The organism is Streptomyces sp. AF1A, from assembly GCF_047340315.1.
In the GTDB taxonomy this organism is placed as follows: Bacteria; Actinomycetota; Actinomycetes; order Streptomycetales; family Streptomycetaceae; genus Streptomyces.
On the sequence record NZ_JBLEBI010000030.1, the window covers coordinates 1 to 22,518 of the forward strand.

General features: G+C 71.0%; 22 protein-coding genes and 1 riboswitch. Of the genes, 10 read left to right on the forward strand and 12 right to left on the reverse strand.

Features of this window, described 5'->3' with window-relative positions:
- From ACLU3S_RS12235 to ACLU3S_RS12260, 6 genes are all read left to right on the forward strand, one after another.
- On the forward strand, window positions 1–892 hold an 892-nt coding region (locus tag ACLU3S_RS12235), incomplete at its 5' end, for an HD-GYP domain-containing protein (RefSeq protein ID WP_413951811.1).
- Window positions 889–2,181 carry an HD-GYP domain-containing protein gene (locus tag ACLU3S_RS12240; RefSeq protein WP_413951812.1) on the forward strand — a complete coding sequence of 431 codons (1,293 nt, stop codon included), beginning with the start codon at window positions 889–891 and terminating at the stop codon, window positions 2,179–2,181. The genes ACLU3S_RS12235 and ACLU3S_RS12240, both read left to right, overlap by 4 nt.
- A 99-nt stretch (window positions 2,182–2,280) precedes the next feature.
- Entirely contained in the window at window positions 2,281–3,261 is a 981-nt protein-coding gene (locus ACLU3S_RS12245; protein WP_413951813.1) for a tetratricopeptide repeat protein, read from the forward strand.
- 73 nt (window positions 3,262–3,334) lie between these two features.
- Window positions 3,335–3,985, forward strand: a complete 651-nt coding sequence (gene def / locus ACLU3S_RS12250) for a peptide deformylase (RefSeq protein WP_413951814.1) — start codon at window positions 3,335–3,337, stop codon at window positions 3,983–3,985.
- A 296-nt stretch (window positions 3,986–4,281) separates the two neighbouring features.
- Window positions 4,282–5,364, forward strand: coding sequence for an epi-isozizaene synthase (gene cyc1 / locus ACLU3S_RS12255; RefSeq protein WP_413951815.1), 1,083 nt, complete (start codon window positions 4,282–4,284; stop codon window positions 5,362–5,364).
- Complete coding sequence (locus ACLU3S_RS12260; RefSeq protein ID WP_413951816.1) at window positions 5,361–6,731, forward strand: cytochrome P450; 1,371 nt, start codon at window positions 5,361–5,363, stop codon at window positions 6,729–6,731. Before cyc1 ends, ACLU3S_RS12260 begins: the two co-directional genes overlap by 4 nt.
- Before the next feature lie 27 nt (window positions 6,732–6,758).
- Here ACLU3S_RS12260 and ACLU3S_RS12265 read toward each other — a convergent pair whose 3' ends face one another.
- The gene (locus ACLU3S_RS12265) at window positions 6,759–7,721 is read right to left on the reverse strand and encodes a helix-turn-helix domain-containing protein (RefSeq protein ID WP_413951817.1); all 963 of its coding nucleotides are present in this window, start codon (window positions 7,719–7,721) and stop codon (window positions 6,759–6,761) included.
- Window positions 7,722–7,814: 93 nt separating this feature from the next.
- Here ACLU3S_RS12265 and ACLU3S_RS12270 point away from each other — a divergent pair, with 93 nt between their 5' ends.
- On the forward strand, window positions 7,815–8,057 hold the full coding sequence (locus ACLU3S_RS12270) for a hypothetical protein (protein ID WP_413951818.1): 243 nt from the start codon (window positions 7,815–7,817) through the stop codon (window positions 8,055–8,057).
- Here ACLU3S_RS12270 and ACLU3S_RS12275 read toward each other — a convergent pair.
- The 7 genes from ACLU3S_RS12275 to nagB form a co-directional block, all read right to left on the reverse strand.
- Window positions 7,970–8,983 (reverse strand): ribonucleotide-diphosphate reductase subunit beta, encoded by a 1,014-nt coding sequence (locus ACLU3S_RS12275; protein WP_413951819.1) that lies wholly within the window; start codon window positions 8,981–8,983, stop codon window positions 7,970–7,972. The genes ACLU3S_RS12270 and ACLU3S_RS12275 overlap by 88 nt on opposite strands.
- A complete protein-coding gene (locus ACLU3S_RS12280) occupies window positions 8,983–11,340 on the reverse strand; it encodes a ribonucleoside-diphosphate reductase subunit alpha (RefSeq protein WP_413951820.1) in 2,358 nt (785 codons plus the stop codon). The genes ACLU3S_RS12275 and ACLU3S_RS12280 overlap by 1 nt, the downstream gene beginning before the upstream one ends.
- A gap of 123 nt (window positions 11,341–11,463) precedes the next feature.
- Window positions 11,464–11,596, reverse strand: a riboswitch (cobalamin riboswitch).
- Between the two features lie 45 nt (window positions 11,597–11,641).
- Complete coding sequence (locus ACLU3S_RS12285; protein ID WP_413951821.1) at window positions 11,642–12,148, reverse strand: GNAT family N-acetyltransferase; 507 nt, start codon at window positions 12,146–12,148, stop codon at window positions 11,642–11,644.
- 73 nt (window positions 12,149–12,221) lie between these two features.
- Window positions 12,222–13,850 carry a monocarboxylate uptake permease MctP gene (mctP, locus tag ACLU3S_RS12290; RefSeq protein WP_413951822.1) on the reverse strand — a complete coding sequence of 543 codons (1,629 nt, stop codon included), beginning with the start codon at window positions 13,848–13,850 and terminating at the stop codon, window positions 12,222–12,224.
- A complete protein-coding gene (locus ACLU3S_RS12295) occupies window positions 13,847–14,110 on the reverse strand; it encodes a DUF3311 domain-containing protein (protein ID WP_413951823.1) in 264 nt (87 codons plus the stop codon). Before ACLU3S_RS12295 ends, mctP begins: the two co-directional genes overlap by 4 nt.
- Window positions 14,111–14,232: 122 nt before the next feature.
- Window positions 14,233–14,997, reverse strand: coding sequence for a GntR family transcriptional regulator (locus tag ACLU3S_RS12300; protein WP_413951824.1), 765 nt, complete (start codon window positions 14,995–14,997; stop codon window positions 14,233–14,235).
- Between the two features lie 210 nt (window positions 14,998–15,207).
- On the reverse strand, window positions 15,208–15,993 hold the full coding sequence (gene nagB / locus ACLU3S_RS12305) for a glucosamine-6-phosphate deaminase (RefSeq protein WP_413951825.1): 786 nt from the start codon (window positions 15,991–15,993) through the stop codon (window positions 15,208–15,210).
- A gap of 122 nt (window positions 15,994–16,115) precedes the next feature.
- Between nagB and ACLU3S_RS12310 the strand changes: the two genes are divergently transcribed.
- Window positions 16,116–16,745, forward strand: coding sequence for a TetR/AcrR family transcriptional regulator (locus ACLU3S_RS12310; protein WP_413951826.1), 630 nt, complete (start codon window positions 16,116–16,118; stop codon window positions 16,743–16,745).
- A 325-nt stretch (window positions 16,746–17,070) separates the two neighbouring features.
- A complete protein-coding gene (locus ACLU3S_RS12315; protein ID WP_413951854.1) occupies window positions 17,071–18,537 on the forward strand; it encodes a sensor histidine kinase in 1,467 nt (488 codons plus the stop codon).
- Between the two features lie 208 nt (window positions 18,538–18,745).
- Here ACLU3S_RS12315 and ACLU3S_RS12320 read toward each other — a convergent pair whose 3' ends face one another.
- Window positions 18,746–19,003 carry a WhiB family transcriptional regulator gene (locus ACLU3S_RS12320; protein ID WP_003992873.1) on the reverse strand — a complete coding sequence of 86 codons (258 nt, stop codon included), beginning with the start codon at window positions 19,001–19,003 and terminating at the stop codon, window positions 18,746–18,748.
- A gap of 321 nt (window positions 19,004–19,324) precedes the next feature.
- The gene (locus tag ACLU3S_RS12325) at window positions 19,325–20,293 is read right to left on the reverse strand and encodes a diacylglycerol/lipid kinase family protein (protein ID WP_413951827.1); all 969 of its coding nucleotides are present in this window, start codon (window positions 20,291–20,293) and stop codon (window positions 19,325–19,327) included.
- A 159-nt stretch (window positions 20,294–20,452) separates the two neighbouring features.
- On the opposite strand from ACLU3S_RS12325, the gene ACLU3S_RS12330 reads away from it, so the two are divergent.
- Window positions 20,453–20,905, forward strand: coding sequence for a hypothetical protein (locus tag ACLU3S_RS12330; RefSeq protein ID WP_413951828.1), 453 nt, complete (start codon window positions 20,453–20,455; stop codon window positions 20,903–20,905).
- A 6-nt stretch (window positions 20,906–20,911) separates the two neighbouring features.
- Here ACLU3S_RS12330 and ACLU3S_RS12335 read toward each other — a convergent pair whose 3' ends face one another.
- Both ACLU3S_RS12335 and ACLU3S_RS12340 read right to left on the reverse strand, forming a co-directional pair.
- Entirely contained in the window at window positions 20,912–22,006 is a 1,095-nt protein-coding gene (locus ACLU3S_RS12335; RefSeq protein WP_413951829.1) for an RNA polymerase sigma factor SigF, read from the reverse strand.
- A gap of 17 nt (window positions 22,007–22,023) precedes the next feature.
- Window positions 22,024–22,440, reverse strand: coding sequence for an anti-sigma regulatory factor (locus ACLU3S_RS12340; RefSeq protein ID WP_201840538.1), 417 nt, complete (start codon window positions 22,438–22,440; stop codon window positions 22,024–22,026).
- Window positions 22,441–22,518: the final 78 nt, after the last annotated feature.

The following is a 22,518-nucleotide window of genomic DNA, read 5'->3' on the forward strand; positions in this document are numbered from 1 at the left end:
GCTCGCCTTCTGCCTGATCCTCGCCCTCCTCGACGGCGGCATCCGCGTGGCCGCCCTCGGCGTCCCGTCGCGGCGGGCCTGGCGCGGTGCGGCGGGACGCTCGCTCGCGCCGACCGCGGTGCACTCGCTCGCCGGGCTGATGATGGCCGTCCTGTGGCGCAGCCCGTACGGCCCGGTCGCGGCGCTGCTCGTGCTGCTGCCGATGTGGGTCTCCTGGTGGGTGTTCGCCCAGTACCACCGCGAACGCGCCGCCCACCAGGCCACCATCCGTGCGCTCGTGCAGGCCGTCGACATCAAGGACGGCTACACCCGCGGCCACAGCGAGCGCGTCGGACAGGCCTCCGTGATGATCGCCCGTGAACTCGGCATGGACGACGACCGTGTCGAGGTGCTGCGCTTCGCCGGCATCCTGCACGACGTCGGCAAGCTCGGCGTCCCCACCCGGCTGCTGCGCAAGGACGGGCCGCTCACCCCCGAGGAACGGCGGATCATCGAACTGCATCCCGAGTACGGCCACGAGATGGTCCGCGGGATCTCCTTCCTCGGCGAGGCCCGCGCCGCGATCCTGCACCACCACGAGCGCCTGGACGGCAGCGGCTACCCCTACGGCCTGGTCGGCACGGGGATTCCCGAATGCGCCCGGGTCGTCGCCGTCGCGGACGCCTTCGACGCCATGACCTCCACCCGCTCCTACCGCCGGGCCCGGCCCGTCGAGGCGGCCGTCGCCGAGCTGGAGCGCTGCGCGGGGACGCAGTTCGACCCGCGCATGGTCACCGCGCTCGCCCGCGCCCTCTCCCGCGAGGGCTGGCACCCCGCCGTCACCGCCGACGAGCCGGACCACGGCATCCCTCCCCGGGGGCAGGCCGTTCCCAGCCGCGGGGCACCCCGGTGACCGCCCTGCGGCTCATCCACGGCGCGGCCGCCGCCACCGCGGCCGGCTCCCTCGCCGTCACCCTGTGGACCGGTGTGGAGGACCCGGGCGTCGCGCTCGCCTTCGGGGTGCTCACCGCCGTCGGCGAACTGACCCGCTGGAGCGGCGTGGAGGTACGGCAGGCCGCGCCGCTCGGCGCCGCCGGAGCGCTGTCGTACGCCCTGCTGGGGGCCGACGCCGGGCGGCCGTCCGGGCACGGCGCCGCCCAGGTCGTCACCGTCGTCCTCGCCGCCGCCCTGCTCGGCGCCGTCCCGCACATCTGGCGCGGCCGCACCCCCACCCTGGACCACCTGGCCCGCCGCGTGCTCACCGTCGGCTTCGCCGCCGTCTGCTTCCAGCCCCTCTACGGCCGGGGCGTGTTCGCCTCCTGGGGCGGCCCCGCCTACGCCCTGCTGCTCGTCACCCTGCTGGGCCTGACCGAGCTGTGCGACGCCGTGCTGGCCACCGCCCTCGTCCACTCCCGCACCGGCTGGCCGTTCGGCCCGCTGCTGCGCGAGGAACTGCGCGGGCTGCCCGGCATCGGCTCCGCCGTGTGCGCGACCGGCGCGGTGATGGCGCTCGCCGTCGCCGTCGCCGGACTGTGGGCGCTGCCCGTGTTCTGCCTGCCCCTGCTGCTCACCCAGCTCTCCGTCCGCCGGTACGCGGCCGTCCGCGCCACCTACCGGCAGACCATCGCCTCCCTCGCCCGAGCCACCGAGATCGCCGGCTGCACCCCCGCCGGCCACGCCCGCCGCGTCGCCGCGCTCTGCCTCGCCGTCGGCCGCGACCTGGGCATGACCGAGGGCGAGCTGACCGTGCTGGAGCACGCGGCCCTCATGCACGACATCGGCCAGCTCAGCCTCGTCGACCCGGTGCCCGCGGGCGCCACCGCCGGGCTGCCGCCCGAGGAGCAGCGGCGCATCGCCCTGCTCGGCGGGGCCGTCGTACGGCAGACCGGGGTGGATCCGGCGGTCGCCGTCGTCGTGGAGCGGCAGGCCGACCCCTACCGGGAACAGCCGGTCGCCGCGCGCATCGTCCGGGCCGTGAACGCGTACGAGGAGAAGGCCCGCGACGCCGGCCCCGAGGGCCCGCTGCGCGCGCTGGAGGAGCTGCGTCTGGGCACCGCCGGCGAGTACGCACCCGAAGTCGTGGAGTCGCTCGCCCGGGTGCTGTCCCGGCCGCACGGGTGGCGGGAGACCGGGCCGGCCGGGCGCGGCGGGAGACGCACGGCACTGTCTGACCCCGTCCGCAGCTGGGTAACCCATGGGTAATGAGCGCCTTTCCCGCCGTACGTGGTTGGATGCGAGGGAAGGGTGTGCGGGGGCACAAGCCAGCCCACTGTGCGGAACTGGAACTGGCAGGCGGGAATCGTGAGGATCTTCGGAAAGGGACGGCACCGGCCCTCCGCCTCCTGGCGGCAGGCCACCGACCGCGCGTTCACGCTGATCGGTGACGGTCGGTACGAGGACGCGGGGGAACTGCTGACCCGCGCCGCCGACCTGGAGCCCTGGCTGTCGGAGTCCTGGTTCAACCTCGCGCTGCTGCACAAGTTCCGGCACGACTGGGAGCAGGCCCGCGCCGCCGGACTGCGCGCGGTCGCGCTGCTCGACCGCGAGACCGGCGCGCCCGACTGGTGGAACGTCGGCATCGCCGCGACCGCCCTGCAGGACTGGTCGCTGGCCCGCCGCGCCTGGCAGGCCTACGGGCTGAAGGTGCCCGGGGGCGCCGCCGCGGCAGGCGAACCGCTCGGCATGGAGCTGGGCAGCGCGGCCGTGCGGCTCTCCCCGGAGGGCGAGGCCGAGGTGGTGTGGGGCCGCAGGCTGGACCCGGCGCGCCTGGAGGTCCTGTCCATCCCGCTGCCCTCCTCGGGACGGCGCTGGGGCGAGGTGGTCCTGCACGACGGCGTCCCGCACGGCGAGCGCACCACCTCCGCCGGGCACAGCTACCCGGTCTTCGACGAGATCGAGCTGTGGGCGCCCTCGCCCGTGCCCACCTGGGTGGTGCTGCTGGAGGCGGCCACCGAGGCGGACCGGGACGCGCTGGAGCAGCTCGCGGCCGACGCCGGGTTCGCCGCGGAGGACTGGTCGTCCTCGGTGCGGCTGCTGTGCCGGATGTGCAGCGAGTCCCGCATGCCCTCCGACGAGGGGGAGGGCGAGCACCTGGATCCGCACGACCACAGCGAGCCCGGGCACCCCGGCCCGCTGGGGCACCGGACGGACGGGCAGCTGTGGGTGCCCGAGCGCGAGTGCGGGGTGGCGGCGCCGGCGTCGCTGGTGCGCGGGCTGCTGGACGGCTGGGTCGCGGACAGCCCGGACACGCGGGACTGGCGGGACCTGGAAGAGGTTTGCTGAGCGGCCGGTCACCAGCCACCTTTAGGCTGTACCCGCAGAGATTTCCAGGCTTGCAGGAAGGCGTACGTCGGTCATGGCGCAGCAGGACACCGATCAGCAGCACGCGGGCGTGCTCCCCGTCGACGATGAGGGTTATGTCGTCGACACGGAGGACTGCGAAGCGCGCGAGAAGGCCTGGCGGGAGCGCGGGACCTCGCGGCCCATCACGGTCGTCGGCCATCCGGTGCTGCACAAGGAGTGCAAGGACGTCACCGAGTTCGGCGAGGAGCTGCAGCAGCTGGTCGCCGACATGTTCGCCAGCCAGCGCACCGCCGAGGGTGTGGGCCTGGCCGCCAACCAGATCGGTGTCGACCTGAAGGTCTTCGTCTACGACTGCCAGGACGACGAGGGCGTCCGGCACGTCGGCGTGGTGTGCAACCCGAAGGTGGTCGACCTGCCCGCCGAGCAGCGGCGCCTGGACGACAGCAACGAGGGCTGCCTGTCCGTGCCGGGGGCGTACGCACCGCTCGCGCGTCCCGACTACGCCGAGGTCACCGGCCAGGACGAGCGGGGCAACCCGGTCAAGGTGCGCGGCACCGGCTACTTCGCACGGTGTTTGCAGCACGAGACCGACCACCTGCACGGCTACCTGTACATCGACCGGCTGTCCAAGCGGGACCGCAAGGACGCGCTGCGGCAGATGGCCGAGAACGAGCCGCGTTACCCCGTGGTCGCCAACGACTAGGCGCCACAGGCCCGTCGAAGGGCGCCCGGGCGGGATCACTCCCGGCCGGGCGCCCTTCTCGCTGTCCGCCTTCGCTCATGCGTGCGTCGTACAACCGATCGCTTCCGGGGCCCTAGTGATCCCCAATCAGTCACGCAAGGGGGGATTCTCGGCATCTTGGGGTAGTGAGTGAAGCAAATCCGTTCCCACGGCGGTCAGTTGTGGTGCTGAATGGAAGTGCGGGGATACGCAACGGCGCACGCCCGGCACAACACGGGAGGGGCGTGCGCACCTGGCGGCTGAGAGGGGTTTGTTCCGTGCAAGCTTTCCCACACAGCACCACGGCGACACCGAAGGCGGTCGTACCGCCCTCACTGGCACTCCCGATGATCGAGTCCCACTTTCCCCGGCAACTGCATCCGTATTGGCCGCAGCTCCAGGAGAAGACACGGCTCTGGCTGCTCGAAAAGCGGCTGATGCCGGCGGACAAGGTGCGGGAATATGCCGACGGACTGTGCTACACCGACCTCATGGCGGGCTACTACACCGACGCCGCCGACGAGGTCCTGCAGGCCATAGCGGACTACAGCGCGTGGTTCTTCGTCTGGGACGACCGCCACGACCGCGACATCGTGCACGGCCGGGCCGGCGACTGGCGGCGGCTGAGGTACCGCCTGCACGCGGCCCTCGACGCACCCCGGCACCATCTGCACCACCCGGACCCGCTGGTAGCGGGGTTCGCCGACAGCGTGCTGCGGCTGTACGGCTTCCTGCCCCGCACCTGGAACCGGCGGTTCGCCCGGCACTTCCACGCGGTCGTCGAGGCCTACGACCGCGAGTTCCGCAATCGCACCGAGGGACGCGTCCCCGGCGTCGAGGAATACCTCGCCCTGCGCCGGCTGACGTTCGCGCACTGGATCTGGACGGATCTGCTGGAGCCCAGCGCGGGCCGGGAACTCCCGAGCGCCGTACGCACACACCCGGCCTATCGCCGGGCCGCGCTGCTCAGCCAGGAATTCGCCGCCTGGTACAACGACCTGTGCTCGCTGCCCAAGGAAATAGCGGGCGACGAGGTCCACAATCTCGGAATCAGCCTCATCACCCATGAGGGGCTGACACTCGAAGAAGCCGTGGACGAGGTCAGGCGGCGCGTCGAGGAATGCATCAGCGAATTCCTGAAAGCGGAAAGGGAAGCGCTGCAGTTGGCCGACGAACTGGCCGACGGCACGGTCCCCGGAAAGGAATTGAGCGCCGCCGTCCGCTCCTGCGTCGGCAATATGCGCAACTGGTTCAGCTCGGTCTACTGGTTCCATCACGAGTCCGGCCGCTACATGGTCGACACCTGGGACGACCGGTCCACGCCCCCGTACGTCACGAACGAAGCGGCAGGTGAGAAATGACCGTCGAGTCTGTGAGGCCCGCGACCCCCGCGCCGGCACAGCTGCGCGAACCGCCCCTGGCCGGGGGCGCGGTGCCGGTCCTCGGCCACGGCCTGAAGCTGGTCCGCGACCCGCTGGCCTTCATGTCCGGGCTGCGCGAGCACGGTGACATCGTGCGCCTGAAGCTGGGCCCCAAGACGGTGTACGCCGTCACCACACCGGCGCTGACGGGCGCGCTCGCGCTCAGCACCGACTTCAAGATCGACGGCCCCCTGTGGGAGTCCCTGGAGGGCCTGCTCGGCAAGGAGGGGGTCGCCACCGCCAACGGCCCCCGGCACCGCCGCCAGCGCCGCACCATCCAGCCCGCGTTCCGGCTGGACGCGATCCCGAACTACGCGCCGGTGATGGAGGAGGAGGCGCACGCGCTGACCGAGCGCTGGCAGCCTGGCGGAACCATCGACTGCACCTCGGAGTCCTTCCGGGTCGCCGTCCGTATCGCCGCCCGCTGCCTGCTGCGCGGCGAGTACATGGACGAGCGCGCCGAGCGGCTCAGCGTCGACCTCGCCTCCGTCTTCCGCGGCATGTACCGGCGGATGGTGATCCCGCTCGGACCGCTGTACCGGCTGCCGTTCCCGGCCAACCGCGAATTCAACCGGGCGCTGGCCGATTTGCATCAGCTGGTCGACGAGATCGTCGCCGAGCGGAGGGCGTCTGGTCAAAAGCCGGACGATTTGCTGACGGCATTGCTGGAGGCGAAGGACGACAATGGCGACCCCATCGGGGAACAGGAGATCCACGACCAGGTCGTCGCGATACTCACCCCCGGCAGTGAAACGGTCGCGTCCACGATCATGTGGCTCCTCCAGGTCCTCGCGGAACACCCGGAACACGCCGAGAAGGTACGAGCCGAGGTCGAATCCGTGACCGGCAGCCGGCCCGTCGGATTCGAGCACGTCCGCTCACTCACGCACACCAACAATGTCGTCCTCGAAGCCATGCGGCTCAGGCCCGCGGTATGGATATTGACGCGGCGCGCGGTCGCCGACACCTCGCTCGGCGGCTATCGCATTCCGGCCGGGGCGGACATCGTCTACAGCCCGTACGCCATCCAGCGCGACGCCCGCTCCTACGACCGGAATCTCGAGTTCGACCCCGACCGCTGGCTGCCCGAGCGGGCCAAGGAGGTCCCGAAGTACGCGATGAGCCCGTTCAGCGTCGGCAACCGCAAGTGCCCCAGCGACCACTTCTCCCTGACCCAGCTGAGCCTGATCACCGCGGCGATCTCGGCGAGGTACCGCTTCGAGCAGGTCGGCGGGTCCGACGACACCACCCGGGTGGGCATCACCCTCCGCCCGCACAGGCTCCTGCTCAGGCCCGTTGAGTGGTGACGGGCGACTCCTGATACCGGCGCGCGCTCAGGCGGCCTCGGGGCCGCGGAACGCGCGCCGGTAGGCGTGGGGCGTGGTGCCGAGCGCCCGCGTGAACTGGTGCCGCAGCGCGGCCGCCGTGCCGAACCCGGTGCGCCAGGCGATCGCGTCCATGGTCTCGTCCGTGCCCTCCAGCAACTCCTGGGCGCGCAGCACCCGTTGCCGCAGCAGCCACCGGTACGGGGTCGTCCCGGTCTCCTGCTGGAAGCGGCGCGCGAAGGTGCGCGGGGCCATGTGGGCACGGGCGGCGAGCTGGTCGACGGTCACCTCCTGGTCGAGGTGCTCCTCCATCCACACCAGGACCTCGCCGACGGTGTCGCACGGGGCCTTGGGCAGCGGCCGCTCGATGTACTGCGCCTGCCCGCCGTCCCGGTGCGGCGGCACCACCATCCGGCGGGCGATCCGGCCTGCGACCTTTGGCCCCTGCTCCTTGCGCACCAGGTGCAGACAGGCGTCGATCCCGGCGGCGGTGCCCGCGGAGGTGAACACCGGGTCCTCGTCGACGTAGAGGACGTCCGGCTCGACGTTCAGCCGTGGATACTGGCGGGCCAGCTCCTCCGCGTGGTGCCAGTGCACGGCGCATCGCCGGCCGTCCAGCAGCCCGGCCGCGGCGAGCACGAAGACGCCCGAGCAGACGCTGAGCACCCGGGCCCCGCGGTCCACGCCGCGGCGCAGTGCCTGCAGCAGTTCGGGCGGGAACGCGCGCGCGTCGTAGCCGGACCCGGCCGGCACGGCGATGAGGTCGGCCTGTTCCAGGCGCTCCAGGCCGTGCTCGACCTGCAGCGAGAAGCCCGCGCGCGAGCGCAGCAGCGGGCCCTCGGCCGAGGCGACCGCGAAGTCGTACACCGGCAGTCCCTCGTCACTGCGGTCGGTGCCGAACACCTCGCAGACGACGGCGAGTTCGAAGGGGTTCACGCCGTCGAGGAGGACGGCGACCACGTTCTGCAGCATGCCGCCAGTGTGCCCCGGGCGGTGGCAGTAAATCGAGGGTGTGCGGCAGTCCTGCCACTCCCGGTAAGGAGCATCCGGCGCGACAGTGATGTCATGACTACGGCACAGACACAGGTACTGCTCGGCATGGTCGCCGTGATCGGCATCCTGGGCCTCCTGGTCCTCCCGGCGGTGACCGGCATCGTGCGGGACCGGATCGTCGACCGGCAGATCAGGAGGGCCCAGGAGGCCCGGGAGGAGAGGAGGGATCAGAAGTCCTCGTCGAGGTCGACTGTGCCCTCCACCGCGACCTGGTACGCCGACGCACGGCGCTCGAAGAAGTTCGTCAGCTCCTGAACGCCCTGAAGCTCCATGAAGGAGAAGGGGTTCTCCGAGCCGTACACCGGCACGAAGCCCAGCCGGGTCAGGCGCTGGTCGGCCACGCACTCCAGGTACTGGCGCATGGAGTCGGTGTTCATGCCCGGGAGGCCGTCACCGCACAGGTCGCGCGCGAACTGCAGCTCGGCCTCGACGGCCTCCTTCAGCATGTCGGTGACCTGCTGCCCGAGCGCGTCGTCGAACAGGTCCGGCTCCTCCTTGCGGACGGTGTCGACCACGTCGAAGGCGAAGGACATGTGCATCGTCTCGTCGCGGAACACCCAGTTGGTGCCGGTCGCCAGGCCGTGCAGCAGACCCCGGCTGCGGAACCAGTAGACATACGCGAAGGCGCCGTAGAAGAACAGGCCCTCGATGCACGCGGCGAAGCAGATCAGGTTGAGCAGGAAGCGGCGGCGGTCGGCCTTCGTCTCCAGCCGCTCGATCTTCTCCACCTCGTTGATCCACTTGAAGCAGAACCCGGCCTTCTCGCGGATGGAGGGGATGTTCTCCACGGCCGCGAAGGCCGCCGCCCGGTCGTCCGGGTCGGGCAGGTAGGTGTCCAGCAGCGTCAGATAGAACTGGACGTGCACCGCCTCCTCGAACAGCTGACGGCTCAGATACAGCCGCGCCTCGGGGGAGTTGATGTGCTTGTAGAGCGTCAGCACCAGGTTGTTGGCGACGATCGAGTCGCCCGTCGCGAAGAACGCGACCAGCCGGCCGATGAGGTGCTGCTCCTCGGGCGTCAGCTTCGCGAGGTCGGCGACGTCCGAGTGGAGGTCGACCTCCTCCACGTGCCAGGTGTTCTTGATCGCGTCCCGGTAGCGCTCGTAGAAGTCCGGGTAGCGCATCGGGCGCAGCGTCAGCTCGAAGCCCGGGTCGAGCAGGTTGGCGTTACGGGTGGACATTACTGGCAGGCCTCGCAGGACTCGGGGTTCTCAAGGGAGCAGGCGACGGCGTCGGGGTCGGCGGCCTGCTGGACGGGGATGGTCTTCTGCGCCTGGGCCGCGCGGGCGATCCGGGTCGCCGGGCGGGAGCGCAGGTAGTACGTCGTCTTCAGGCCCGACTTCCAGGCGTACGCGTACATCGAGGAGAGCTTGCCGATGGTCGGCGTCTCCATGAACAGGTTCAGGGACTGCGCCTGGTCCAGGAACGGGGTGCGGGCCGCGGCCATGTCGATCAGGCCGCGCTGCGGGATCTCCCACGCCGTGCGGTACAGCGCGCGCACCTCCTCGGGGATCCACGCGAAGCCCTGCACCGAGCCGCCCGAGTCGCGCAGCGCCTCGCGGGTGCGCGCGTCCCACACGCCCAGGTCCTTCAGGTCCTGCACCAGGTAGGAGTTGACCTGGAGGAACTCACCGGACAGCGTCTCGCGCTTGAACAGGTTGGACACCTGCGGCTCGATGCACTCGTACACGCCCGCGATGGAGGCGATGGTCGCCGTCGGGGCGATGGCGAGGAGCAGGGAGTTGCGCATGCCGACGGCCGCGATGCGTTCGCGCAGCGCCGCCCAGCGCTCGGGCCAGGCCGGCTCGACGTCGTAGTGGTCGGGGTGCAGCACGCCGCGCGCGGCACGGGTCTTCTCCCAGGCCGGCAGCGGGCCGTTGCGCTCGGCGAGGTCGGCGGAGGCCTCGTACGCGGCGAGCATGATGCGCTCGGCGATACGGGTGGACAGCTGCTTCGCCTCGGGCGAGTCGAAGGGCAGGCGCAGCTTGAAGAAGACGTCCTGCAGGCCCATCGCGCCGAGGCCGACGGGACGCCACCTGGCGTTCGAGCGGCCCGCCTCCTCGGTGGGATAGAAGTTGATGTCCACGACCCGGTCGAGGAAGGTGATGGCCGTGCGCACCGTCTCGTCCAGCCGCGCCCAGTCCATGTCGCCGTCGCGCACGAACGCGCCGAGATTGACCGACCCCAGGTTGCAGACGGCCGTCTCGCCGTCGTTCGTGACCTCCAGGATCTCCGTGCAGAGGTTGGAGGAGTGGATGACGTGGCCAGGCTCGGCCGTCTGGTTGGCGGTGCGGTTGGCGGCGTCCTTGAAGGTCATCCAGCCGTTGCCGGTCTGCGCGAGGGTGCGCATCATGCGGCCGTACAGTTCGCGGGCCGGGATGGTCTTCTTCGCGAGCCCCTTGCGCTCCGCCGCGCGGTAGGCGGCGTCGAACTCCTCGCCCCACAGGTCCACCAGCTCCGGCACGTCCGCCGGGGAGAACAACGACCACTGCCCGTCGGCGTTCACCCGGCGCATGAACTCGTCCGGGATCCAGTGCGCGAGGTTCAGGTTGTGCGTACGGCGAGCGTCCTCACCGGTGTTGTCCCGCAGCTCCAGGAACTCCTCGATGTCGGCGTGCCAGGTCTCCAGGTACACCGCGGCCGCGCCCTTGCGCCGGCCGCCCTGGTTCACGGCCGCGACGGAGGCGTCCAGGGTCTTCAGGAACGGCACGATGCCGTTGGAGTGCCCGTTGGTGCCGCGGATCAGCGAACCGCGCGCACGGATGCGGGAGTAGGACAGACCGATGCCGCCGGCGTGCTTCGACAGCCGGGCGACCTGGTGGTAGCGGTCGTAGATGGAGTCCAGCTGGTCCAGGGGGGAGTCCAGCAGGTAGCAGGACGACATCTGGGGGTGCCGGGTGCCGGAGTTGAAGAGCGTGGGGGAGGAGGGCAGGTAGTCGAGGCGGCTCATGAGCCCGTAGAGCGCGGCGACCTCGTCGACGGAGCGGGCGGTGTCGTCCTCGGCCAGGCCGGCCGCGACGCGCAGCATGAAGTGCTGGGGCGTCTCGACGACCTTGCGGGTGATCGGGTGCCGCAGCAGATAGCGGCTGTGCAGGGTGCGCAGCCCGAAGTAGCCGAAGCGGTCGTCGGCGGCCGGGTCGACGAGCCGGTCCAGCCGCTCGGCGTGCAGCCGTACGAACGCGGCGGTCCGGTCGGCGATGAGTCCCTCCCGATGGCCCACGGCCACGGACTGGGTGAAGGTCGTCACGCCCTGCGAGGCGGCCTCGGCCCGGATGGCGAGGGTCAGCAGCCGGGCGGCCAGCCGTGAGTAGGCGGGGTCCTCGGAGATGAGCCCGGCGGCGGCCTCCGTGGCCAGCTCGCGCAGCTCCGCCTCGTCGGCATGGGCCGACCGGCCGCGCAGCGCGGCGGCGGCGACCCGGCCGGGGTCGGCGTCGGGGAGGTCGGCGGTCAGCTCGGTCAGGGTCCGCAGCACCGCGGCACCGGGACCGTCGGTCTCCAGGCCGCCGGCTGAGACCGGATCTGCTGGCGCGATCGTCACGTGGGGCTCTCCCTCGCTCGGCACGGGGCCTGGCGGAGGGCAGGGGGCAGCCACGAGCGCGCACGGCGTCGCGTCCACCGGCCCACTCCACGAGGCCCGGACGTCTCAAAGCACCCGGACCGGACGGCCGGGTGCGCTGCCGGCAGGTCCTCGGACTGACTCCTGTGCGCAGACACGCACAAGTACACCGTTGCGGGACAGTTCCGGATTCGCACCGGATTCCCCTGCGGCGACAGCGAGCATGAGCATACATCTAGTGCCGGGCTGCCGCGTCACCCCCAGATGTTGTGTCGGTCCGGCTTCACAGCGTCAACTCATAGGTGAGGAGGGTGATGTCGTCGAGGTCCGGGAGCGGGTTCCAGTCGCGCTCCGGTACGCGGGCGAAGCCCAGGCGCTCGTAGATGCGGTGGGCCGCGTGCATGGTCCGCTGGGTCGACAACACGACGGCCGTGCAGCCCCGTGTCGCCCGCGCGCGGTCGATGCAGGCGCGCACCAGGCTCTCGCCGGCGCCCCGGCCGCGGGCCGCGCGGTCGACGGCGAGCATGCGGATCTCGGCCTCGCCCGGGCGGGCTATGTCGGCCATGGGGCCGCCGCACGGCACGAAGGTGACCCCGCCGAGCAGGGTGCCGTCCCGGGTGGCCACGAGCACGTCGGCCGCGGCCGCCCGCTTGGCCACGTCGCGCAGCTCGCCCAGGTACCGGTCGCTCTCGCCGAAGTCGAGCAGCCCGTCCCGGAGGTAGGCCTGGGCGGTGATCTCCCCCAGGGCGGCGTAGTCGCCGGGCACGGCCTGCCGGATCACGATGTCCATGGCACCGAGTGTGCCGGACGGGTACGACAACGGGCCGCCGGATCCCTCCGGCGGCCCGTCGTACGAGGGGGGCCTAGTGACCGGCGCCCGCCGTCGCGGGCGGCAGTTCCACCTGGACGCCCGGGTCGCCCGCGTCGGCCGTGTAGTCCTCCGGCCGGGTCTCGTCGAGGCCCTCGGGGGCCTTCAGGGCCTTCAGGACGAAGGTGAGGACCACCGTGACCACGACGTTGAGCACGAAGGCCGTCAGGCCGATGTAGCCGATCTCGCCGATGCCCGGGATGTCCTTCGCGGAGCCGCCGAAGTGCTTCTGCGTCGGGGAGGCGACGCCGTACGCGGCGACCGTGCCGTACACCATGCCGACCGCCCAGCCCGCGAGCAGCGCCCAGCGGTGGAACCAGCGGGTGAACAGGCCGCCGACCAGGGCCGGGAAGGTCTGCAGGATCCAGATGCCGCCGAGCAGCTGGAAGTTGATGGCGACCGTCTTGTCCATGGTGAGGACGAAGATCAGGGCGCCGACCTTCACCAGCAGCGACACGATCTTGGAGACCTGCGCCTCCTGCTTCGGCGTGGCGTCCGGGTTGATGAAGTCCCGGTAGATGTTGCGGGTGAACAGGTTCGCCGCCGCGATGGACATGATGGCCGCGGGCACCAGGGCGCCGATGCCGATGGCGGCGAAGGCCACGCCGGCGAACCAGTCCGGGAACATGTTCTCGAACAGCTGCGGGATCGCCAGCTGCCCGTTGGTGACCTTCACCCCGGCCGCGATCGCCATGAAGCCCAGCAGGGCCAGCAGGCCGAGCATGAGGGAGTACAGCGGCAGGATCGTGGTGTTGCGCCGGATCACCTCCCTGCTCTTCGAGGAGAGCGTCGCGGTGATCGAGTGCGGGTACATGAACAGGGCGAGCGCGGAGCCGAGCGCCAGGGTGGCGTACGTCCACTGGCCGGCCTCCGGCGGGGCGAGCGCGCCGCGCGGCTTGCCCGTGGCCGGGTTGACCTGGCTGAAGGCGTGGCCGGCCTTGGCGAAGATGTCGTCGAACCCGCCCAGCTTGATCGGGATGTAGATGATCGCCACCGCGATGACGATGTAGATCAGCGCGTCCTTGACGAACGCGATCAGCGCCGGGGCCCGCAGACCGGAGGAGTACGTGTAGGCCGCCAGCACACCGAAGGCGATCAGCAGCGGCAGGTCCTTCACGAACCAGTTGGTGTTGTCGCCGCCGCCGACGCCCATCACGTCGAGCACCGCCTGGATGCCCACGAGCTGCAGCGCGATGTACGGCATCGTCGCGAGGATGCCGGTCAGCGCCACCGCGAGCGACAGGCCCTTCGAGCCGAACCGGCCGCGCACGAAGTCGGAGGTGGTGACGTACCCGTGGCGGTGCGAGACCGACCACAGTCGGGGCAGGAAGGTGAAGATCAGCGGGTAGACCAGGATCGTGTACGGCACCGCGAAGAAGCCGGACGCGCCCGCCGCGTAGATCGCCGCGGGCACGGCGACGAAGGTGTACGCCGTGTAGAGGTCGCCGCCGAGCAGGAACCAGGTGATCCAGGTGCCGAACGACCGGCCGCCCAGGCCCCATTCGTCCAGGGAGTGCTCGTTCTCCGCCTTGCGCCAGCGCGCGGCGAGGAAGCCCATGACCGTGACGGCCAGGAAGAAGAAGATGAAGACGCCGAGCGCGACTCCGTTGACGCCGTTGTTCACTGGGTGGCACCGCCCTTCTGCGAGGCGCGGGTGCGCTGGTCGTGCTGCCACAGCTTGTAGGCGAGCATCGTGAGCGCGGTGGAGATCAGCACCCACGCCATCTGGTACCAGTAGAAGAACGGGATCCCGATGAACGCGGGGTCCGCCTTCGCGTACGAGCCGACCCACAGCATCGCCACGAAGGGCACTACGAGACACAGGCCGATGATCACTCGGACCGGTGTCACCACCGGTGGTCTCACTTCAGGCGTTTCGGACATGCCACGGCTCCGTCCCCTCGCTGATACCTGTGTAATGCGCAGGCAATGTAGGTGACGGTGTCGTGGAAGCGGAAGACCTCGTCCCGATCTCGGTATATCGATTCAGCGACGGTGGGCGCGTCCTACTCGGCGGGCCGCTTCAGCCTGGCCACGAATTTGTAGCGGTCGCCCCGGTACACCGAGCGCACCCACTCCACCGGCTTGCCCTCGCGGTCCAGGGAGTGGCGGGAGAGCATCAGCATCGGCAGGCCGACGTCGGTGCCGAGCAGGCCGGCCTCGCGCGGGGTGGCGAGCGAGGTCTCGATGGTCTCCTCGGCCTCGGCGAGATGGACGTCGTAGACCTCGGCGAGCGCGGTGTAGAGGGACGTGTACTTCACCAGGGAGCGGCGCAGCGCCGGGAAGCGCTTGGCGGACAGGTGCGTGGTCTCGATCGCCATGGGCTCGCCGTTGGCCATGCGCAGCCGCTCGATGCGCAGCACGCGTCCGCCGCCCGCGATGTCGAGCAGCCCGGCGAGCCGGTCGTCGGCGGTGATGTACCCGATGTCCAGCAGCTGCGAGGTCGGCTCCAGGCCCTGGGCGCGCATGTCCTCCGTGTAGGAGGTGAGCTGCAGCGCCTGGGAGACCTTGGGCTTGGCGACGAACGTGCCCTTGCCCTGGATGCGTTCCAGCCGGCCCTCCACGACCAGTTCCTGAAGGGCCTGGCGGACGGTGGTGCGGGAGGTGTCGAACTCGGCCGCCAGCGTGCGCTCGGGCGGGACCGGCGTGCCCGGCGCCTGCGTCTCCGTCATGTCGAGCAGGTGCTTCTTCAGGCGGTAGTACTTCGGGACGCGCGCGGTACGGACGGTCGCGCCGGCCTCGTTCTCCGCACTGCTGACGTCGGTGCTCATGCTCTGCCTTCCCGGCTCCGGATGCCGAAAGCGACCGACATCCCCATCGGCCACGGCTCACATCGTGGCACGGGTTCGTGTGTTCAGGACTCCACCCGCACGCTCCGTGATCCTTCTGTATACCGTCGCGACCCGGGTTGGTCTAGTCCATCGGGGTGGGCGGGGCGGGTGCCGGACCGGCAGGGGCCCGCCGCCCGTGCCGGCCCCGGCCTAGATGCCCTGCCACTCCGGCTTGTTGGCGTAGGTGTGCCGGAAGTAGTCGGCCAGCTTCAGCTCGGCCGCCGCCGCCTCGTCGACGACCACCGTGGCGTGCGGGTGGAGCTGGAGCGCGGAGGCCGGGCAGACAGCCGCGACCGGCCCCTCGACGGTCGCGGCGACCGCGTCCGCCTTGCCGTCGCCGGTCGCCAGCAGCACCAGGTGGCGGGCCTCCAGGATGGTGCCGATGCCCTGGGTGATGACGTGGTGCGGGACCTGCTCGATGTCGCCGTCGAAGAAGCGCGCGTTGTCGATCCGGGTCTGCTCGGTCAGGGTCTTGATGCGGGTGCGCGAGGCGAGTGAGGAGCAGGGCTCGTTGAACCCGATGTGCCCGTCGGTGCCGATGCCCAGCAGTTGGAGGTCGACGCCGCCGGCCTCGGCGAGCGCGCGGTCGTACGCCTCGCACGCCGCCTGGACGTCCTCGGCCGTGCCGTCGGGGCCCAGGAACGCGTCCATGCCGATGCCGAGCGGCTCCAGCACCTCCCGGCGCAGCACGGACCGGTAGGACTCGGGGTGGTCGGCGGGCAGTCCCACGTACTCGTCGAGCTGGGCGATCCGCGCCCGGGAGGCGTCCACGGCGCCGGAGCGCACCTTGGCGCTCAGCGCCTGGTAGACGGGGAGCGGGGTGGAGCCGGTGGCCACGCCGAGCAGGGCGTCCGGCTTGCGTCGCAGCAGCTGGGCCATGGCCTCGGCGATCAGCTTGCCGCCCGCCGCGGCGTCCGGAACGATGACAACTTCCACGCTGGGCCTGCCGTTCTGGAGAGGGCTCTGTGCGTCTATGTGGTTTAGACCAATCTAACAGAATGGCGCCCTGCGGGTCCGGCCCCCTGTGTTTTTCTAGGGGCCGCTATAAAATCGCGTGCATGGTGACCGGGCAGGACACGAAGACACAGGCCGACGCCCCGAAACCGCGCGGCCGCCCGCGCTCCTTCGATCGTGCCACCGTGCTGGGGAAGGCGCTCATGGCCTTCTGGGAGCGCGGCTACGAGGCCACCTCCGTCTCCGACCTGACCCGGCTCATGGGCATCGGGGCGCCGAGCCTGTACGCGGCCTTCGGCGACAAGCGCACCCTGTTCGAGGAGGTCGTCGGCGTCTACACCGGCACGCACGGCGCCTTCGGCGACCGCGCGCTCGCCGAGGAGCCCACCGCCCGCGCGGCCGTCGCGCGCATGCTGCGCGAGGCCGCCGCCGTGTACACCGACCCCGCCCATCCCTACGGCTGCCTGGTCGCGCATGCCGCGACCAACTGCACCAGCCCGGAGGTGGAGCGGCTGCTGCGGGAGCGGCGCAAGGCCGATGTGGCCGCGGTCGAGTCCCGCATCCGGGCGGACGTCGCGGCCGGGCTGCTGCCGCCGGGCACCGACGCCGCCGCGCTCGCCCGGCACGCCGGCGCGATGATCCAGGGCATGTCCCAGCAGGCCCGGGACGGGGCGAGCCGGGAGCAGCTCGAAGCGCTCGCGGAAATTGCCATGACCATCTGGCCCCACGGCTGACCCGGCCGGGCTAGGCTGCGTGGCATCGGGTGCCGTCCGTCATGCATACCGACAGGACCGTGGACACGCCCCTGTGGTCTAGTCCACAATTCAGGAGAACAAGCTTCCGTCTTCCCCGCACAGGAAGGCGGACGAGGAACCGGTGCTCTCTGCCCTGACTGCCCCGGCTCCTCGGCCTTCGGCCGACCGGGACCGCACACCCCACGGCCGATGATGCTCCGGGCTGCGGTGCCGGGAGGGTTGAGGGTCCCTTCCAGGCGCCGCGGCCCGCGGGTGTTTTTCCGGCCGGGCGAGGCCCGCGGGTACGCTCGCAGACGTGCCCTCCATGAACGAACTGGTCCGCCAGCACACCGCCCTCGACGACTCCGACCTCGAGTGGCTCCACCTGCTGGTCTCGGAGTGGCAGCTGCTCTCCGACCTCTCCTTCGCCGACCTGGTTCTGTGGGTCCCCACCCGCGACGGCACCCGGTACGTCTCGGTCGCCCAGATGCGCCCCAACACCGGCCCGACCTCCTACCAGGACGACATGGTCGGCCACCTGGTCCCGCGCGGCCGGCGGCCCATGCTGGACGCGGCGCTGGACGAGGGCCGGATCGTGCGCGAGGGCGACCCGGAGTGGCGCGAGGAGGTCCCCGTCCGGGTCGAGTCCATCCCCGTACGGCGCGAGGGCCGCGTTCTCGGCGTGATCGCCCGCAACACCAACCTGCTCACCGTCCGTACCCCGAGCCGGCTCGAGCTGACCTACCTGCAGAGCGCCTCCGACCTCGCGCAGATGATCGCGGCAGGATCGTTTCCCTTCCCGGACCAGCAGGTCGACATGGACGCCTCGCCGCGGGTCGGCGACGGCCTGATCCGGCTGGACGCCGACGGCATGGTCCAGTACGCCTCCCCGAACGCCCTGTCCGCCTACCACCGCCTCGGCCTCGCCGCCGACCTGGTCGGCCAGCCCCTGGGGCAGACCACCGCCGAACTCGCGCCCACCCGGGGCCCGGTGGACGAGGCACTCGCCAAGGTGGCCAGCGGCTGGGCGCCGCGCGAGTTCGAGATCGAGGCGAACGACGGGGTCATCCAGTTCCGGGCCATCCCGCTCAAGCCCAAGGGCACCCGGATCGGTTCGCTGGTGCTGTGCCGGGACGTCACCGAACTACGGCGCCGCGAGCGGGAGTTGATTACCAAGGACGCCACCATCCGGGAGATCCACCACCGGGTGAAGAACAACCTCCAGACGGTCGCCGCCCTGCTGCGCCTGCAGGCCCGGCGCATCGACTCCGAGCGCGGCCGGGAGGCCCTGGAGGAGGCCGTGCGCCGGGTCGGCTCCATCGCCATCGTGCATGAGACGCTGTCTCAGAACCTGGACGAGCGGGTGGAGTTCGACGACATCGCCGACCGCGTGCTCGCGATGGTCGCCGAGATCTCGCCGGGCAAGGTGACCGGCCGGCGCAGCGGGCGGTTCGGGGTGCTCGACGCCGAGGTGGCCACCCCGCTGTCGATGGTCCTCACCGAAATCCTCCAGAACGCCCTCGAACACGGCTTTCGCGAGGGCGACACCGGCACGGTGGAGGTCTCCGCGGTCCGCGGCGGCACCCCCAAGGAGGCGCGTCTCCTGGTCACCGTGCAGGACGACGGCGTCGGCCTGCCCGAGGGCTTCGACCCGCACCGCTCGGGCAACCTGGGTCTGCAGATCGTACGGACGCTGGTCGAGGGCGAGTTGGGGGGAACGTTCGACATGGTGCCGGCGCCGGGGCGCGGGACCCGGGTGATCCTGGACCTTCCGGTGCGCGCGCAGAAGTAGGCAGGTCCGTGCGGCGCACGGGGGTTCGGGCGGGAGTCCGGGCGCAGCAAAAAGCCCCGGACCACCATTGGTCCGAGGCTCGTGCTCGTTGCTGCTCCGCGATTGTCGCTTAGCACATCGGGGGTACTGCGCGCTGCGGCTCGGGGGCGGGAGATGCGTACGCGATGCACGCGCCGCCAAGCTCAGGCTGTCAGCAGGGGTGGGTAGGTCAGGCGGAGGCCTGACGAGCCCGGTTGCGAGCGGCACGGCGCTTCATGGCGCGGCGCTCGTCCTCGCTGAGACCACCCCAGACGCCGGAGTCCTGACCGGACTCGAGCGCCCACTGCAGACACTGCTCGATCACCGGGCAGCGACGGCAGACGGCCTTGGCTTCCTCGATCTGCAGCAGCGCAGGACCGGTGTTGCCGATGGGGAAGAAGAGCTCGGGGTCTTCCTCGCGGCAAACGGCGTTGTGACGCCAGTCCATGGCTGCTACCTCTCCTTGGTATTACGTGCTCAGTTGCTTGTGAATGTGAACGCTTTCACGAATCCCTCGACAAGGGAAGGGCCGACCGCCGAGTCTTCCCCGGCGTGGTCCTTGGTGTGAAGAGGGGTTCCGGTGATCAGTGGAGGCCGGTGTTGCGGGCCGTCCCGATCGCCACGTAGAGACTCGCAAACCTCAGCGACGGATACAACCCCTTCCGGAAAGTTTTTTTTGATTCCTCGGTGTCGACTGGGTCACAGCCGTACTTCCATGGGGTGGATCCTGGCCTAAACGTTCGAGTGAAAGGACTTTTGCCGGATCCGCTCACACAATCACACGCAGTGCGCGGCGTACGCCTGTGAACGTCACGCTGGTTCGTAGCCCCAGGTGGTCACCGTCCATCTGAAGGGGCAGCGGCGCCTTCGAATGCAAGGTGAACCGGTCCAGATCGTGCAGTGAGAGCACATGCCTGCCGCGGGGTCCGCGCTCGGGGGACGAAGTGAGCAACTGGGTGCCATACCGGGCAACCGCGGCCGTCGACAGGCGGCTGAGACCGAGCACGTCGAGGCCGGTGTCGAACGAGGCCTTAGGCGATGTGTACATCGGGCGATTGCCGAGATACGTCCACGGGGACGTGTTCGAGACTATGGCCACGACGAGATCCGTGACCGGGTCCGCGCCGGGCCGCTCCAGTGTGATCGTGCCGTGCCGGCGGTGCGGCTCGCCGAGAAACTGGCGGACCACCTGACGCACGTACAGCGCGTGCGTCGACTTCTTGCCGCGCTCGCGCTGCTGCTCGACCCGGCCGACGACACCCGCGTCGAAGCCCAGCCCGGCGTTGAAGGTGAACCAGCGGTCCGGCACCGCCTCGTCCTCGGTGCCGGGCGTGCCCGAGGTCAGACCGAGGCCGACGACCCGCTCGCGGCCCTCGCGCAGCGCGTCCAGCAGGGCGCCGGTGGCCTCGACGGGATCGTTGGGCAGGCCCAGGGCGCGGGCGAAGACGTTGGTGGAGCCGCCGGGGACGACGGCGAGACCGGGCAGGCGGTCCAGGGCGGGGCCGGCGTGCAGCAGTCCGTTGACGACCTCGTTCACGGTGCCGTCGCCGCCGAGGGCGACCACCATGTCGATGTCGTCGCTCTCCGCCGCCTGGCGGCCGAGGTCCCGTGCGTGGCCGCGGTACTCGGTGGTGACCGCCTCCAGCTTCATCTCGCTCGCCAGCGCGTGGATCAGCACGTCACGCCTGCGTGCGCTGGTGGTGGTTGCCGCCGGGTTGACCACGAGAAGTGCACGCATGAAGGGCAGCGTACCTACTGGGGGGTACCCGGCCCAGACCGAGGTAGGGATCCGGTAAGAGAGGGGGCGTGAGGCTGCACACTCGGGTCCTGGCCGCGGGGTGGCCGCGTACCCGATCCGGCGGGCGACCCGCTCCCGGCCGACGGCTACCCTGCTGGGGTGAGCAGTGAGCAGAGCCCGGTCCAGGACACCGCCGACGCAGCCGCGGCCGAGGAGCCACGTCCGCGCCGGCTGACGTACGCCGCCGTGCTGGCCGCGCTGGAAGGCGCCGCGCTGGTGGCCGGCGGCCTGTGGGTGCTCGTGCTCGGCGTCGCCGGCGATCCGGACGGGCGGCAGCAGGCCGTGACCCTGGGGATCACCCTCGTCGTGCTCGCGCTGCTGCCGCTGCTCGCCGCGCGCGGTCTGCTGCTGCGGCGCGGCTGGAGCCGTGGACCCGCGGTGATCACCCAGGTCATGGCGCTGCCGATCGCCTACAACCTGCTGAAGGCGGACAGCATGGCCATCCCGGCCGGTGCCGTCCTGGCCGTGGTCGCCGTGGCGGCCCTGGTGCTCCTCGTCAACGGCGAGACGACCCGGGCCCTCGGCATCAAGGGACCGGGCCGGGGCGAGTAGCGGCCGTCACTCCTCCACCAGCAGCTTCTCCCGCAGCTGGGCCAGCGTGCGGGCCAGCAGCCGGGAGACGTGCATCTGGGAGATGCCGACCTCCTGCGCGATCTGCGACTGGGTCATGTTCCCGAAGAAGCGCAGCAGCAGGATGCGCTTCTCGCGGGGCGGCAGGTCCTCCAGCAGCGGCTTGAGGGACTCGCGGTACTCCACTCCCTCCAGCGCCTCGTCCTCGGCGCCGAGGGTGTCGGCGACCGCCGGGGACTCGTCGTCGGTGTCGGGGACGTCCAGGGACAGCGTGGAGTACGCGTTCGCGGACTCCAGGCCCTCCAGGACCTCCTCCTCGGAGATGGCGAGCTTCTCGGCCAGTTCGTGCACGGTGGGGGAGCGGCCGTGCAGCTGGGACAGCTCGGCGGTGGCCGTGGTGAGCGCGAGCCGCAGCTCCTGCAGCCGGCGCGGCACGCGCACCGCCCAGCCCTTGTCGCGGAAGTGCCGCTTGATCTCGCCGACGACGGTCGGGGTGGCGTACGTGGAGAACTCCACGCCGCGCTCCGGGTCGAACCGGTCGACGGACTTGATCAGGCCGATGGTGGCGACCTGGGTGAGATCGTCCAGCGGCTCGCCGCGGTTGCGGAACCGGCGTGCCAGGTGCTCCACGAGTGGCAGGTGCATACGGACGAGCTGGTTGCGCAGCTCGGCGTACTCCCGGCTGCCGTCCTGCAGTTTGCGCAGCTCGACGAACATCGCGCGGGCCCCGCTGCGGTCGTGGGGCTCGTGCTGCGCCGCCTGCACGGCTTCCGCACCCGGCGCGGCGTCCTCGGCGTTCCGCTCGTGCTCGCTCATCGTCCCGCCCGTAGCCCTTCCCCGAGCCCTCGCCCCCGCGCGGGGTCCCCCTGCGGGCGCGTCCGGCACCGAGCTCTCACCGCCGACCCGTGTGGATTCGTCCTCGGGGTGGGGTCTGGCCTGCTCGGGGATGCCGTCGATGCCGTCCGCCATGCGCCGGGAACCGGCCTGAGGGCCCTCCCCGGACGTCGTCTCGTCCGTGCTCGACCAGAGGGCACCCCCGTCCCCGGTCGGCAGCTCCCGTGTGCCGCGCTCTTCGTCCCGCACCGGACCGTCCCCGTTCCTCACGCCGGCCCGGGACCCGCGCCGCGCTGTTTGTAGAGGCTGATCGACACCGTCTTGTCCTCGTCGACGGCGGACGAGACCTTGCCCGCGAGGGCCGACAGCACGGTCCAGGCGAACGTGTCCCGCGAGGGGGCGTGGCCGTCCGTGGTCGGGGCGGACACCGTGACCTCCAGCGAGTCGTCGACGAGCCGGAAGACGCAACTGAGCACCGAGCCGGCGACGGCCTGCTGGAGCAGGATCGCGCAGGCCTCGTCGACGGCGATGCGCAAGTCCTCGATCTCGTCCAGGGTGAAGTCCAAGCGGGCCGCCAGACCGGCCGTGGCCGTCCGCAGCACCGACAGGTAGGCACCCGCAGCCGGAAGGCGGACTTCCACGAAGTCCTGGTTCGCCGCGGGCTCGCCTGCGATCTGGGACACCCTCACCTCCATGGTGGTACAAGCTTTACGGGGCCGAGGGTCGCCCCCCGGGGTAACGCGTAGGTGGTTCAAGCGGTG

Bases quoted from the DNA above. Each gene is read 5' to 3' on its own strand.
- def (WP_413951814.1), top strand. From the start codon at position 3,335: ATGGCGCAGCAGGACACCGATCAGCAGCACGCGGGCGTGCTCCCCGTC.
- ACLU3S_RS12315 (WP_413951854.1), top strand. From the start codon at position 17,071: ATGAACGAACTGGTCCGCCAGCACACCGCCCTCGACGACTCCGACCTC.
- ACLU3S_RS12300 (WP_413951824.1), bottom strand. From the start codon at position 14,997: ATGAGCACCGACGTCAGCAGTGCGGAGAACGAGGCCGGCGCGACCGTC.
- ACLU3S_RS12275 (WP_413951819.1), bottom strand. From the start codon at position 8,983: ATGTCCACCCGTAACGCCAACCTGCTCGACCCGGGCTTCGAGCTGACG.
- ACLU3S_RS12320 (WP_003992873.1), bottom strand. From the start codon at position 19,003: ATGGACTGGCGTCACAACGCCGTTTGCCGCGAGGAAGACCCCGAGCTC.
- ACLU3S_RS12265 (WP_413951817.1), bottom strand. From the start codon at position 7,721: ATGCTGCAGAACGTGGTCGCCGTCCTCCTCGACGGCGTGAACCCCTTC.
- ACLU3S_RS12270 (WP_413951818.1), top strand. From the start codon at position 7,815: ATGACTACGGCACAGACACAGGTACTGCTCGGCATGGTCGCCGTGATC.
- ACLU3S_RS12260 (WP_413951816.1), top strand. From the start codon at position 5,361: ATGACCGTCGAGTCTGTGAGGCCCGCGACCCCCGCGCCGGCACAGCTG.
- ACLU3S_RS12295 (WP_413951823.1), bottom strand. From the start codon at position 14,110: ATGTCCGAAACGCCTGAAGTGAGACCACCGGTGGTGACACCGGTCCGA.
- ACLU3S_RS12310 (WP_413951826.1), top strand. From the start codon at position 16,116: ATGGTGACCGGGCAGGACACGAAGACACAGGCCGACGCCCCGAAACCG.
- ACLU3S_RS12285 (WP_413951821.1), bottom strand. From the start codon at position 12,148: ATGGACATCGTGATCCGGCAGGCCGTGCCCGGCGACTACGCCGCCCTG.
- ACLU3S_RS12325 (WP_413951827.1), bottom strand. From the start codon at position 20,293: ATGCGTGCACTTCTCGTGGTCAACCCGGCGGCAACCACCACCAGCGCA.